This is a genomic window from Pseudomonas sp. HLT2-19-2 (genome assembly GCF_054898005.1).
Map to the genome: position 1 here is coordinate 466,483 of NZ_CM142712.1, position 13,013 is coordinate 479,495.

Below are 13,013 nucleotides of genomic sequence, written 5' to 3' on the forward strand. Positions count from 1 at the left end.
CGTGATTTTCGATAAGGACACTGCATGAAAAAGGTTCTGTTGTTCACCGCATTGGCGGCTGCCCTGACCGCGGGCTTGGCCCAGGCTGGCGAGAAACTGGTGGTTGCGGCGACCCCGGTTCCACACGCCGAGATTCTTGAATTGATCAAGCCAACCCTCGCCAAAGAAGGCGTGGACCTGGAAATCAAAGTCTTCACCGACTACGTTCAGCCGAACGTGCAGGTCGACCAGAAGCGTCTGGACGCTAACTACTTCCAGACCCTGCCGTACCTGAAAAGCTTCAACGAAGGCAAAGGCACTCACCTGGTGACCGTGATCGGCGTGCACGTCGAACCGTTCGGCGGTTACTCGAAAAAAGTCAAAACCCTGGCTGAGCTGAAAGACGGCGCAACCATCGCGATCCCGAACGAAGGCAGCAACAGCGGCCGTGCCCTGATCCTGCTGCAGAAGGCTGGCCTGATCGAGTTGAAAGACCCGAAAAACACTCTGGCTACCCCGAAAGACATCGCCAAGAACCCGCACAACTTCAAGTTCAAGGAGCTGGAATCGGCCATGCTGCCGCGTGTTCTGGACCAGGTCGACCTGGACATGATCAACACCAACTACGCGCTGGAAGCCGGTCTGAACCCGGCTAAAGATGCGCTGGTGATCGAAGGTGCAGATTCGCCTTACGTGAACTTCCTGGTGGCTCGTCCGGACAACAAGGACAGCGTTGCCATCCAGAAACTGGCCAAGGCGTTGACCAGTCCTGAAGTGAAAGCATTCATCGAGAAGAAGTACAGCGGCGCGGTATTGCCGGCGTTCTGATTCGCGAGGTAAACCCCTTCAAGGTTTCCAACGCCGACGGCTGATACAGCGTCGGCGTTTTTTATTGCGCCAAAATCAAAAGATCGCAGCCTCGTTTCACTCGACAGCTCCTACAGAGGATACGCATTTCAATGTAGGAGCTGTCGAGTGAAACGAGGCTGCGATCTTTTGCTTTTAAGGTTTTAGGCCACCCTGGCCTTCAACGCCCTGCGCAACGCCACCAGCAACTTCACAATGTCCTGCGGATCCAGCCGCTGTGGCACTTTTACGTCAGCCATTTTCTCTTCCTTGTGAGGGTTCGGCCGGGGGAGTCTGGCCAAAAGTTGTCCGTTCTTGGAGGGGTAATCCGAAAAAAAGAACCCTCCTACATCGCAAAGAAAAATAGTCGTCTTCCGCTGCCGCAGCAAATCCGCAGGATAGTTTTTTGTGTGATATCAATATGCTTTAACGGTATTTAAATTCTTCTTTTTATACCTTTAAAGTCGGTGCCTGCCGGGCAGTTATCCACTGCCCATGGACTGCACCAACGTCGCTTACCCTGCGGCGTCCAGGATGTTCAATGAACTTCGATTACGCATTTATTCTCAGCACCTTGCCGGCGTTTCTCAAAGCCGTGGGTGTGACGCTACAGGTCGGTTTTATCGCCATCGGCACATCGTTGCTGGTGGCACTGATCAACGCAACGATTCTGGTGTTTCGCACCCCTTACCTGCAGCGGCTGGTTGGGCTCTATGTGGAACTGGCGCGCAACACCCCGCTGTTGATTCAACTGTTCTTCGTCTACTTCGCCTTGCCGGCTTTGGGCATCAAGGTCTCGGGCTTTGCTGCGGCGATCATCACCATGACCTTCCTCGGCGGCGCCTACCTCACTGAAGTGTTGCGTGCCGGCGTCGACGCGGTGCCTCAGGCGCAGCTCGAGTCCGGCCGCTCCATCGGCCTGTCCCACGGGCAATTGCTGCGCTACGTGATTCTGCCGCAAGCCGGCATCCTCAGCCTGCCGTCGCTGTTCGCCAATTTCATTTTCCTGCTCAAAGAGACCACTGTGGTCTCGGCGGTGGCGGTGCCGGAGATTCTCTACACCACCAAAAGCTACATCGCGCTCTACTACAAAACCTACGAAATGCTCGCCGTGCTGACGCTGATTTGTGTGCTGCTGTTCTTGCCGCTATCGCTGCTGCTCAGCCGTCTGGAAAGGAGGCTCCAGCATGGCCAGTTCGGGTCTTGAGTTGCTCTGGGTGTCGTTGCCGCAATTGGGCAAGGGCGCTGCGCAAACCCTGTCGATCTCTTTCCTGAGCATCGCCATCAGCACCGTTGGCGGCGTGCTCTACGGCGTGTTGCGCACACTGGATTCGAAAGTGTTGAACGCGATCCTGCGGGTCTATCTGGAGTTGTTCCGGGCGATCCCGGTGCTGGTCTGGCTGTATTTGCTGTTCTTCGGTCTGCCGATTTTCTTTGGCCTGAGCATTCCGAGCTACTGGTGCGCGGTGCTGGTGTTGTCGCTGTGGGGCGCCAGCGAAGTCGGCGAAGTGGTGCGCGGTGCGTTGCACTCGTTGCCTCGCGGGCAGCGTGAGGCAGGGTTGTCGATTGGCCTGAACGGGCCGCAACTCTACGGCTTTGTGCTGCTGCCCCAAGCGTTGAAGCGCATGACGCCGCCGACCATCAACGTCTATACGCGGATCATCAAAACCAGTTCCCTGGCGGTGCTGATCGGTGTGGTGGACGTGATCAAGGTCGGCCAGCAGATCATCGAACGCACCTACGAATCGGTGCTGATCTACGGTGCGCTGTTCCTGTTTTTCTTTTTCATCTGCTACCCGCTGTCGGCCGCTTCGCGCGTGCTGGAGCGGCGCTGGACGCAAGCATGAGCGCATTGATCGAGTTCAAGGGTTTCAATAAGTTTTTCGGTGAGCAACAGGTGCTCAACGGCATCGACCTGCACGTTAAACCGGGCGAAGTGATCGTCATCCTCGGCCCCAGCGGCTGCGGAAAAAGCACCTTGCTGCGCTGCCTCAACGGTCTTGAAGTCGCCCATAGCGGCAGCTTGAATTTTGCCGGACGTGAGTTGCTGGACAAAGGCACCGACTGGCGTGAAGTACGGCAGCAGATCGGCATGGTGTTCCAGAGTTATCACCTGTTCCCGCACATGAGCGTGCTCGACAACCTGCTGCTCGGCCCGCTGAAGGTGCAGAAACGCGACCGCCGCGAAGCTCGTGCCCAGGCTGAAGCGTTACTTGAGCGAGTGGGCCTTTCGGACAAGCGCGACGCCTTCCCGCGTCAGCTCTCCGGTGGCCAGCAACAACGCATCGCGATTGTCCGTTCGTTGTGCATGAACCCGAAAGTCATGTTGTTCGATGAAGTCACCGCCGCCCTCGATCCGGAAATGGTCAAGGAGGTGCTGGAAGTCATTCAGGACCTGGCCCGCGAGGGCATGACCCTGTTGATCGTCACCCACGAAATGGCGTTTGCCCGTGCCGTGGCTGACCGCATTGTGTTTATGGATGTCGGGCGAATCCTTGAGCAAAACCCTCCCGAGATTTTCTTTACGAACCCGCAAACCGCACGAGCGCAGCAGTTCCTGGAGAAGTTCTCCTACGTCGCCGCACTACCCAAAACGACTCAAACAAAGGAACTGGAACCGCTATGAAAACTGCCAAGTCTTCTCTGCTGCTACTCCCGCTGTTCGGCCTTGCGCTGCTGGCCGGTTGCAACAAAACTGAAGAACCACCAAAGCCGAAAGTCGCCAGCGAAAGCACCGCTCCAGCCGGTTATCTGGAAAAAATCAAAGCGCGGGACAAGCTGATCGTGGGCGTCTTTACCGATAAGCCGCCGTTTGGTTTCGTCGATGAGGCCGGGCGTTACGTCGGTTTCGATACCGACATTGGCCGTCAGTTTGCCAAGGATTTGCTGGGCGACGAGAACAAGGTCGAGTTCGTCGCGGTAGAACCGGCGAGCCGTATTCCGTTCCTGCAAAGCGACAAGGTTGATCTGATCCTGGCCAACATGACGGTGACGCCGGAGCGCAAGGAAGCGGTGGAATTCACCAACCCGAACCTCAAGGTTGCGGTGCAGGCGCTGGTGCCTCAGGCCAGCTCGGTGAAAAACCTTGATGACCTCGCCACTCGCACCACCATCGTGACCACGGGCACCACGGCTGATATCTGGCTGACGAGGAACCATCCGGACTGGAAACTGCTGAAGTTCGAGAAAAACTCTGAATCCTTGCAAGCCTTGGCCAACGGTCGTGGTGATGCCTATGCGCAAGACAACCTGGTGCTGTTCAGCTGGGCCAAGCAAAACCCGGGCTATCGCGTACTGACCCAGACCTTGGGCGCCGAAGCACCGATTGCGCCGGCGGTGAAGAAGGGCAATATCGAATTGCGTGATTGGGTAAATACCGAGTTGGCGAAGCTGGGTGAAGAAAAGTATCTGCTGAAGCTTTACGACCAGTACGTGCGTAAGGAACTGAGCGATGACACCAAGCCTGAGAGCGTGATTGTCGAGGGTGGGAAGTGGCAGGGGTGATGAGCCTGAGATGATCGTTCCCACGCAGAGCGTGGGAATGATCGGAGGGGGTTAGTCCGGCCAATACCAAGCAGGCTCATCCAGCACCCGCTGCCCGACAATCCCGGTCTGGCCGAGATTCTTCTCCAGCACAATGCAATTACACTCCAGATCCTCCTGCAACGCCGAAATCAACCGCCGCGCATGAGAAACCACCCACACCTGACACTGCTCCGACGCGCGGATAATCAGCCGCGCCAACGCTGGCAGCAGGTCGGGATGCAAACTGGTTTCCGGCTCGTTCAGCACCATCAACGTCGGCGGCCGAGGCGTCAGCAGCGCCGCAACCAGCAGCAAATAGCGCAACGTCCCGTCCGACAACTCGGCCGCCGACAATGGCCTCAACAATCCTTCCTGGTAAAACTCGATCGCAAACCGGCCGCCCTGGAGCGGCGCGATGTTCAATCTCGCGCCGGGGAAGGCGTCACTGATTGCAGTCTGCAAGGCATCCGGATCGCCAATCTCGCGAATCGTCTGCAACGCTGCTTTTCCGGCCCGGCCCAGAAGGTCGAATCCAGTCCACCCTCGCGGGCCAATGCATTGACCACGCCGCCCTGAGCGGTTTCCGCCAGCAGGCGCAACGCGCGGTAGAGGTTGGATTTGCCGCTGCCGTTGGGACCCGTGATCAGGTTCAACCGGCCCAGCGGAATCACCATTTATTGATCGAGCGGTAATTGGCCACCGCGAGGGTTTTGAGCATAAAGGACTTTCTCTGTGGCCCCGAAACGGCATCAGGATAACCGCGTTGGCGAATTTTACTTGTAGGAACTAATAGCAACCGCTGTAGGAGGGAATGCTTATTAGCTTGGGTGAAGGTGGAACCCTGTTCTAAGCTCACAGTCGTATCGCCATTGGCACGTCCGTACAACGCAAAGGAGTCTGCATGGCTGGTCCCGGATTGAAAATAGTGATTGGCTTGGGCGTCCTTGCCTTGCTGACCGCGTGCGGCGATAAAAAACCGGTCGAGAAAGACCGCCCGCGGGTGTTCGTGCAAGAGGTCAAATCGGCTGATTACGCAGCGTCTGTGACACTCACCGGCGATGTTCAGGCGCGAGTTCAGACTGAATTGTCGTTCCGCGTTAGCGGCAAGATCATCCAGCGCATGGTCGATGTGGGTGACCGGGTATCGGCCAAACAAGTGCTGGCCAAGCTCGATCCCAAGGACCTGCAAACCAGCGTTGACTCGGCTCAGGCACAGGTCGTCGCCGAGCAGGCCCGCGTCAAACAGACCGCCGCCGCTTTCGTTCGCCAGCAAAAACTCCTGCCCAAGGGCTACACCAGCCAGAGCGAATACGATTCCGCCCAAGCCGCCTTGCGCAGCAGCCAAAGCGCCCTGACGGCTGCTCAGGCGCAACTGGCCAATGCCCGTGAACAACTGAGCTACACCGCGTTGGTCGCCGACGCGCCGGGGGTGATTACCGCGCGTCAGGCCGAAGTTGGCCAAGTGGTGCAGGCCACGGTGCCGATTTTCAGCCTGGCCCGGGACGGTGAGCGCGACGCCGTGTTCAACGTCTACGAATCGCTGCTGGCGGAGGCGCCGGAAGATAAAACGATCGTAGTCAGCCTGCTCGACAACCCGGCTATCAAAACCACCGGCACCGTTCGGGAAATCACCCCGGCCGTCTCCGCGCAGACCGGCACGGTGCAGGTCAAAGTCACTCTCAACAGTCTGCCGGAAGGTATGCAGCTCGGCTCGGTGGTGAGTGCCACGGCCAAGGCACCGGGCAAATCGGCGGTCGAACTGCCCTGGTCGGCGCTGACCAAAAACCTCAGCGACCCGGCCGTGTGGCTGGTGGACGACGAGGGCAAGGCACAGCTGCACACCGTCACTGTCGGTCGCTACCTGACTGGCAAAGTGATCATCAGCGCCGGCTTGAAGGGCGGCGAAAAAGTCGTCATCGCCGGCGGCCAGTTACTGCACCCCGGTGTGAAGGTGGAAATCGCCGAAAACACCTATAAGGATTTAGCCGCGGGAGCCCAGCCATGAAGCGTCTGTTGCTGGTTTTCGGCGGAGTGATCCTCGTGGCCTGCTCGAAAAAAGAACCACCTCCGGAGCCGGTACGCCCGGTGTTGTCCATCAAGGTCCAGGCCCTGGACGAGGAAAATCTTGGCCGCTTCGCCGGCAGCATCCAGGCCCGTTATGAAAGCAATGTCGGCTTCCGGGTGCCGGGCCGAATCGCCAGCCGTAACGTCGATGTCGGTGCCGAAGTCAAGAAGGGTGCCTTGCTCGCAACACTTGACCCCACTGACCAGCAAAACCAGTTGCGCTCGGCCCAGGGCGATCTGGCCCGTGTGCAGGCGCAGTTGATCAATGCCCAGGCCAACGCCCGGCGCCAGCAGGAACTGTTCGATCGCGGGGTCGGTGCGCAGGCACAACTGGACATCGCCCAGACCGATCTCAAAACTACGCAGGCCTCACTTGATCAGGCCAAGGCGGCGGTCGACCAGGCCAAGGACCAACTCAACTACGTCGAACTGCGCACCGACCACAAAGCCATCGTCACCGCATGGAACGCCGAAGCCGGGCAAGTGGTGACCGCCGGCCAGCAAGTGGTGACCCTGGCGCAGCCGGACATCAAGGAAGCGGTGATCGACCTGCCCGACACGCTGGTCGACCAGTTGCCGGCGGATGTGGTGTTTCAAGTCGCCGTGCAACTGGACCCGAGCATTACCACCACCGCCATCGTTCGCGAAATCGAACCACAGGCCCAAAGCGCGACCCGCACCCGTCGCGCACGTCTGAGCCTGACTGACACGCCACCGGGTTTTCGCCTCGGTACGGCGATCAGCGTGACCCTCAGCTCCGCGATCAAATCGCGCATCGAATTGCCGGTGAGCGTGCTGCAAGAGGTGGATGGAAAATCGCGAATATGGGTCGTCGATCCGCAGACGCAAACCGTTGCCCCGCGAGACGTCAGCCTGATCAGCCGCACTGACAGCACAGTGGTGCTGGCCGACGGTGTGAAGTCTGGCGAGCGGGTGGTCAGTGCCGGTGTGAACAGCCTGAAACCTGGGCAAAAAGTGAAAATCGATGAGGACAGCCCGCAATGAAAGGGAGTTTCAACTTATCCGAATGGGCCCTCAAGCATCAGTCGTTCGTCTGGTATTTGATGTTCGTCGCGCTGTTGATGGGCGTGTTCTCGTACATGAACCTCGGCCGCGAGGAAGACCCGTCATTCACCATCAAAACCATGGTGATCCAGACCCGCTGGCCGGGGGCGACCCAGGAAGAAACCCTCAAGCAGGTCACTGACCGCATCGAGAAAAAACTCGAAGAGCTCGACTCCCTCGACTACGTGAAAAGCTACACCCGCCCCGGCGAGTCGACGGTCTTTGTTAACTTGCGTGACACCACCAGTGCCAAGGACATTCCGCAAATCTGGTACCAGGTGCGCAAGAAGATCAACGACATTCGTGGCGACTTCCCCCAAGGCCTGCAAGGGCCGGGGTTCAACGACGAATTCGGTGATGTGTTCGGCTCGGTCTACGCCTTTACGGCAGATGGTTTGTCGATGCGTCAGTTGCGCGATTACGTCGAGCAGGTCCGCGCCGAGATCCGCGAAGTACCGGGGCTGGGCAAGGTCGAGATGGTCGGCGAGCAGGACGAAGTCCTTTACCTGAACTTCTCCACCCGCAAACTGGCGGCGCTGGGCATCGATCAGCGTCAGGTGGTGCAGAGCCTGCAATCGCAAAACGCGGTGACCCCGGCTGGGGTGATCGAAGCCGGTCCCGAGCGGATTTCCGTGCGTACGTCGGGGCAGTTTGCCTCCGAGAAAGACCTGGAAAACGTCAACCTTCGACTCAACGACCGCTTCTACCGCTTGGCCGACGTCGCTCAGATCAGTCGTGGCTATGTCGACCCGGCGACACCGGAATTCCGCTTTAACGGCCACCCTGCTATCGGCCTGGCCATCGCCATGAAGAAGGGCGGCAACATCCAGGTGTTCGGCAAGGCTTTGCACCAGCGCATGACCGACCTGACAGCGGACTTACCGGTGGGCGTCGGTGTGCACACGGTTTCCGACCAGGCCGAAGTGGTAGAAAAAGCCGTCGGCGGCTTCACCAGCGCACTGTTCGAAGCGGTGGTGATCGTGCTGATCGTCAGCTTCATCAGCCTCGGCGTGCGCGCCGGATTGGTGGTGGCCTGCTCGATTCCGCTGGTGCTGGCGATGGTCTTCGTCTTCATGGAATACAGCGGCATCACCATGCAACGGATTTCCCTCGGCGCCCTGATCATCGCTCTCGGCTTGTTGGTGGACGACGCGATGATCACCGTCGAGATGATGGTCACGCGCCTGGAAATGGGCGAGACCAAGGAGCAAGCGGCCACGTTCGCTTACACCTCGACGGCGTTCCCGATGCTCACCGGTACGTTGGTGACGGTGGCCGGTTTCGTGCCCATCGGCCTGAACGCCAGCTCGGCCGGCGAGTACACTTTCACGCTGTTCGCGGTGATCGCGGTGGCCATGATCGTGTCGTGGATTGTCGCGGTGCTGTTCGCCCCGGTGATCGGCGTGCACATCCTCAGCGTCAACGTTAAACCTCACGACGCAGAACCGGGGCGCATCGGTCGGGCGTTCAATTACGGCATGCTCTGGGCCATGCGCAATCGCTGGTGGGCGATCGGCATCACCATTGCACTGTTCGTGGCCTCGGTGTTTTCCATGCAGTTCGTGCAGAACCAGTTCTTCCCGTCCTCGGACCGCCCGGAAATCCTCGTCGACCTGAACCTTCCGCAAAACGCCTCGATCGCCGAGACCCGCAAGGCTGTGGACAAACTCGAAGAAACCCTCAAGGGCGACCCGGACATTGTGCGCTGGAGCACGTACATCGGTGAAGGTGCGATCCGTTTCTACCTGCCGCTCGACCAGCAATTACAGAACCCGTACTACGCGCAATTGGTCATCGTCAGCAAAGGCCTGGAGTCGCGCACGGCCCTGAGTCAGCGCTTGCGTGAGCGACTGCGTAAAGACTTCGTCGGCATTGGCAGTTACGTCCAGGCGCTGGAAATGGGGCCGCCGGTGGGTCGGCCCATTCAGTACCGGGTCAGCGGCAAGGACGTCGATCAGGTGCGTAAACACGCCATCGCCCTGGCCACCGAACTGGATAAAAACTCGCACATTGGCGAGATCATTTACGACTGGAACGAACCGGGTAAAGTCCTGCGCATCGACATCGCGCAGGACAAGGCACGGCAGTTGGGACTTTCATCGGAAGACGTCGCCAACCTGATGAACAGCATCGTGGTCGGTGCGCCGGTGACGCAGGTCGACGACGATATCTACCTGATCAACGTGGTGGGTCGTGCTGAAGACGCCGAACGCGGCACCCCGGAAACCCTGCAGAATTTGCAGATCGTCACGCCGGGCGGCACGTCGATTCCGCTGCTGGCTTTTGCCACCGTGCGCTATGAACTTGAGCAACCGCTGGTCTGGCGCCGCGACCGCAAGCCGACGATCACCATCAAGGCTGCGGTGCGCGACGAGATTCAGCCGACAGACCTGGTGAAGCAGCTCAAACCGGACATCGACAAATTTGCCGCCAGTTTGCCGGTGGGCTACAAGGTCGCCACCGGCGGCACGGTGGAGGAAAGCGGCAAGGCCCAGGGGCCGATTGCCAAGGTCGTGCCGTTGATGCTGTTTTTGATGGCGACTTTCCTGATGATCCAGTTGCACAGCGTGCAGAAGCTGTTCCTGGTGGCCAGCGTCGCGCCGCTCGGCTTGATCGGCGTGGTGCTGGCGCTGATCCCGACGGGCACGCCAATGGGCTTCGTGGCGATCCTCGGCATTCTGGCGCTGATCGGCATCATCATCCGCAACTCGGTGATTTTGGTGACGCAGATCGAGGCCTTGGAGAAGGACGGTCATGCACCGTGGGATGCCGTTGTGCAAGCCACGGAGCATCGTCGCCGACCGATTTTGCTGACGGCAGCGGCGGCGAGCCTGGGGATGATTCCGATCGCCCGGGAAGTGTTCTGGGGGCCGATGGCTTACGCGATGATTGGCGGGATTATTATTGCGACGTTGCTGACGTTGCTGTTTTTGCCGGCGTTGTATGTGGCTTGGTACAAGATTCGGGAGCCGAAGAAAGACGCTGCGTAATGATCGTTCCCACGCAGGAGCGTGGGAACGATCATGTTCAAGCTTTACGCCAAACACTCGCCAACCAAGGTTGCTGCTTCCGCGGCAACCCCGCAGGCCGGTAGTAATGCTCCAACTCCACAAACCCCGCCGCCGTCAGTAATTGCTGCCACGCCTCAAGATCGTGATACGCCCCATACCGTGGCCCGTTCCAGCCTTCCTGATTCTCGCCCCGAGGATTGGAACTGAACAACACCCCACCCGGCTTCAAAGCCCCGCGCAATTGCTTCAACACCCGAGGCAATTCCTGACGCGGAATATGAAACAACACCGCATTGGCAAAAATCCCGTCGAAGCGCTCAGATGGTAGATCAAGCTTCAGGAAATCCTGCTGCCACACCTCACAACCGCTGTCTTCGCGCGCCATCTGCGCAAACTTCTCCGAGCCATCAAGCCCGACAGCGGTATGGCCCATGCGCGTGAAGGTTTGCAAATCACGCCCCGGCCCGCAGCCAAAATCCAGAATGTCGAACGGCGCCACACCCTGAATATGCCGCAGCAGCGCATCAATGTTCTGACTGACATCGTGATCGCGAGTGCCTTCGCGAAAACCTTCGGCCACCGAGTTGTAATGGCCCAGTGTAGTGGCAGTGATCTGCTCGAGGTCGGTGGGAGTCTGTTTCATGGTCGGCTGCGCAGGCAATTGGGGTTTGCCGAATATACGCCATGAAGCCGGTGGCTGCTGCGCAGCCCATCGCGGGCTTGAATTGGTCCAGTAATTTGAGACTCAACAAATCAATCCGGCAGTCTCAACGCTTATTCAACCCCCGCGCCAACCGATCCCCGCCCAATTGAATCACCGCCACCAACACCACCAGCAACACAATCACCGTCAACATGATCTGGCTATCAAAGCGCTGATACCCGTAGCGATAGGCGATATCGCCCAACCCACCGGCACCAATTGCCCCGGCCATGGCCGACGAGTTGATCATCGTCACCAACGTAATCGTGAAACCGCCGACAATCCCCGGCAACGCCTCAGGCAGCAGCACATGCCAAACGATGTGTCGGCGCCGGCAACCCATCGCTTGCGCGGCTTCGATCAGCCCGTGATCGACCTCACGCAAACTGACTTCGGCAATGCGCGCAAAGAACGGCGTGGCAGCAATCGTCAGCGGCACCACGGCGGCCCAGACACCGTACGTGGTGCCGACGATCAACCGTGTAAACGGAATCAACGCCACCATCAAAATCAGAAACGGAATCGAGCGGAACAGGTTCACGAACGCGCCCAATGCGCGGTTCAGCGCCGGTGCTTCGTAGATCCCGCCCTTGGAGCTGGTGACCAGGATCACCGCCAGCGGAATGCCCGCCAGCAGTGCGATCAATGATGAAACGCCGACCATCAAAAACGTGTCGATGAAGCCTTGCAGCAAACGATCAAACCACATAACCCAGCACCTCCACCTGTTGCGCCCAGTTGCCGGCGCGTTGCCGCAATTCCTCTGCACCGAGGGACGAACCGGTCACCGCCAGCAGCAGTTTCCCGAGTGCATGGCCCTGAATCCGTTCCACGCCGCCTTGCAGCAAGCGCACACGACCGCCCAGGGCACCGAACAGCGCCGCCAGATCTGGCTCGTCGTGAGCCGCGCCAGTGAATTGCAGTCGCAGCACCACCGCGTCATCCGAGGACTGCGGCTGCACACGCAAACGGCTTTGCAGTTCTTCTGGCAGGCCGTGTTGCAACGGCGCCAGCAAGGTTTTGCTAACCTCGTGCTGCGGGTTGCCAAAGACTTCCCAGACCGGCCCTTGTTCGACGATTCGCCCGTGTTCCAGCACCACGACCCGATCACAGATATCGCGAATCACCGCCATCTCGTGAGTGATCAGCACAATGGTCAGGCCCAGGCGCTGATTGATCTCGCGCAGCAGGCCGAGGATTGATTGCGTGGTTTCCGGGTCCAGCGCCGAAGTGGCTTCGTCGCACAGCAGAATCGCCGGGTCATGCACCAGCGCCCTGGCGATGCCGACGCGTTGTTTCTGCCCGCCGGAAAGCTGCGCCGGGTAGGCCTTGTGCTTCTCTTGCAGGCCCACCAGTTCGAGCAATTCGCGGACTTTCTGCTCGCGTTTGTCCTTCGGCACACCGGCCACTTTCAGCGGCAACTCGACGTTCTGCCAAACCGTCTTGGCTGACATCAGGTTGAAGTGCTGGAAGATCATGCCGATGCGCCGACGCAGCGCTACCAGGCGGTCTTCGTCGAATACACCGATGTCGACCTGATCGATCAGCACACGCCCCGAACTCGGTTGTTCCAGGCGGTTGATGGTGCGGATCAGCGACGATTTGCCGGCGCCGCTGCGGCCGATGATGCCGAACACTTCGCCGCGCTGGATCGCCAGGTCGATGCCGTGCAGGGCGGCCACCGGACCTTGCTGGCCGTTGTAGGTTTTGCCCAGGCCGATGAAGCGCACGTGGGCGCGATTCAGGTCCGGGTGCAGTTCGGTATGTTCAGCTTGCTGAGGCTCCGGAATTTCCAGTCGCCGTTGGATCGCGGCTGCCAT

General features: G+C 59.3%; 11 protein-coding genes and 1 pseudogene. 8 read left to right on the top strand and 4 right to left on the bottom strand.

Annotation, left to right across the window (positions count from 1 at the left end; genetic code table 11):
- Positions 1-24 precede the first annotated feature (24 nt).
- The 5 genes from ACYZTU_RS02185 to ACYZTU_RS02205 all read left to right on the top strand — a co-directional run bounded on the left by ACYZTU_RS02185 (position 25) and on the right by ACYZTU_RS02205 (position 4,329).
- Positions 25-807: a MetQ/NlpA family ABC transporter substrate-binding protein gene (locus tag ACYZTU_RS02185; protein ID WP_461967704.1), complete on the top strand. Its 783-nt coding sequence runs from the start codon at positions 25-27 to the stop codon at positions 805-807.
- A gap of 559 nt (positions 808-1,366) precedes the next feature.
- The gene (locus tag ACYZTU_RS02190; protein WP_008148239.1) at positions 1,367-2,032 is read left to right on the top strand and encodes an amino acid ABC transporter permease; all 666 of its coding nucleotides are present in this window, start codon (positions 1,367-1,369) and stop codon (positions 2,030-2,032) included.
- Entirely contained in the window at positions 2,013-2,672 is a 660-nt protein-coding gene (locus tag ACYZTU_RS02195) for an amino acid ABC transporter permease (protein WP_461967706.1), read from the top strand. The genes ACYZTU_RS02190 and ACYZTU_RS02195 overlap by 20 nt, the downstream gene beginning before the upstream one ends.
- Positions 2,669-3,451 (top strand): amino acid ABC transporter ATP-binding protein, encoded by a 783-nt coding sequence (locus ACYZTU_RS02200; RefSeq protein WP_461967708.1) that lies wholly within the window; start codon positions 2,669-2,671, stop codon positions 3,449-3,451. Before ACYZTU_RS02195 ends, ACYZTU_RS02200 begins: the two co-directional genes overlap by 4 nt.
- Complete coding sequence (locus ACYZTU_RS02205; protein ID WP_461967710.1) at positions 3,448-4,329, top strand: transporter substrate-binding domain-containing protein; 882 nt, start codon at positions 3,448-3,450, stop codon at positions 4,327-4,329. The genes ACYZTU_RS02200 and ACYZTU_RS02205 overlap by 4 nt, the downstream gene beginning before the upstream one ends.
- Before the next feature lie 51 nt (positions 4,330-4,380).
- Here ACYZTU_RS02205 and ACYZTU_RS02210 read toward each other — a convergent pair.
- Positions 4,381-5,068, bottom strand: a pseudogene (locus ACYZTU_RS02210) (AAA family ATPase).
- A gap of 183 nt (positions 5,069-5,251) precedes the next feature.
- On the opposite strand from ACYZTU_RS02210, the gene ACYZTU_RS02215 reads away from it, so the two are divergent.
- From ACYZTU_RS02215 to ACYZTU_RS02225, 3 genes are read left to right on the top strand one after another with little or no spacing between them, the layout of a single operon-like run.
- Positions 5,252-6,355, top strand: a complete 1,104-nt coding sequence (locus ACYZTU_RS02215; protein ID WP_461967712.1) for an efflux RND transporter periplasmic adaptor subunit — start codon at positions 5,252-5,254, stop codon at positions 6,353-6,355.
- Positions 6,352-7,419 (top strand): efflux RND transporter periplasmic adaptor subunit, encoded by a 1,068-nt coding sequence (locus ACYZTU_RS02220; protein ID WP_461967714.1) that lies wholly within the window; start codon positions 6,352-6,354, stop codon positions 7,417-7,419. The genes ACYZTU_RS02215 and ACYZTU_RS02220 overlap by 4 nt, the downstream gene beginning before the upstream one ends.
- A complete protein-coding gene (locus tag ACYZTU_RS02225; RefSeq protein WP_461967716.1) occupies positions 7,416-10,469 on the top strand; it encodes an efflux RND transporter permease subunit in 3,054 nt (1,017 codons plus the stop codon). Before ACYZTU_RS02220 ends, ACYZTU_RS02225 begins: the two co-directional genes overlap by 4 nt.
- A gap of 37 nt (positions 10,470-10,506) precedes the next feature.
- On the opposite strand, the gene ACYZTU_RS02230 is transcribed toward ACYZTU_RS02225, so the two are convergent.
- The 3 genes from ACYZTU_RS02230 to ACYZTU_RS02240 form a co-directional block, all read right to left on the bottom strand.
- On the bottom strand, positions 10,507-11,133 hold the full coding sequence (locus tag ACYZTU_RS02230; RefSeq protein ID WP_461967717.1) for a class I SAM-dependent methyltransferase: 627 nt from the start codon (positions 11,131-11,133) through the stop codon (positions 10,507-10,509).
- A 124-nt stretch (positions 11,134-11,257) separates the two neighbouring features.
- Positions 11,258-11,902 (bottom strand): methionine ABC transporter permease, encoded by a 645-nt coding sequence (locus tag ACYZTU_RS02235; protein WP_449642894.1) that lies wholly within the window; start codon positions 11,900-11,902, stop codon positions 11,258-11,260.
- Positions 11,892-13,013, bottom strand: coding sequence for a methionine ABC transporter ATP-binding protein (locus tag ACYZTU_RS02240; RefSeq protein ID WP_461967719.1), 1,122 nt, complete (start codon positions 13,011-13,013; stop codon positions 11,892-11,894). The genes ACYZTU_RS02235 and ACYZTU_RS02240 overlap by 11 nt, the downstream gene beginning before the upstream one ends.

Coding starts and splice junctions, on each gene's coding strand:
- ACYZTU_RS02185 (WP_461967704.1), top strand. CDS start 25: ATGAAAAAGGTTCTGTTGTTCACCGCATTGGCGGCTGCCCTGACCGCG.
- ACYZTU_RS02190 (WP_008148239.1), top strand. CDS start 1,367: ATGAACTTCGATTACGCATTTATTCTCAGCACCTTGCCGGCGTTTCTC.
- ACYZTU_RS02195 (WP_461967706.1), top strand. CDS start 2,013: ATGGCCAGTTCGGGTCTTGAGTTGCTCTGGGTGTCGTTGCCGCAATTG.
- ACYZTU_RS02200 (WP_461967708.1), top strand. CDS start 2,669: ATGAGCGCATTGATCGAGTTCAAGGGTTTCAATAAGTTTTTCGGTGAG.
- ACYZTU_RS02205 (WP_461967710.1), top strand. CDS start 3,448: ATGAAAACTGCCAAGTCTTCTCTGCTGCTACTCCCGCTGTTCGGCCTT.
- ACYZTU_RS02215 (WP_461967712.1), top strand. CDS start 5,252: ATGGCTGGTCCCGGATTGAAAATAGTGATTGGCTTGGGCGTCCTTGCC.
- ACYZTU_RS02220 (WP_461967714.1), top strand. CDS start 6,352: ATGAAGCGTCTGTTGCTGGTTTTCGGCGGAGTGATCCTCGTGGCCTGC.
- ACYZTU_RS02225 (WP_461967716.1), top strand. CDS start 7,416: ATGAAAGGGAGTTTCAACTTATCCGAATGGGCCCTCAAGCATCAGTCG.
- ACYZTU_RS02230 (WP_461967717.1), bottom strand. CDS start 11,133: ATGAAACAGACTCCCACCGACCTCGAGCAGATCACTGCCACTACACTG.
- ACYZTU_RS02235 (WP_449642894.1), bottom strand. CDS start 11,902: ATGTGGTTTGATCGTTTGCTGCAAGGCTTCATCGACACGTTTTTGATG.
- ACYZTU_RS02240 (WP_461967719.1), bottom strand. CDS start 13,013: ATGGCAGCCGCGATCCAACGGCGACTGGAAATTCCGGAGCCTCAGCAA.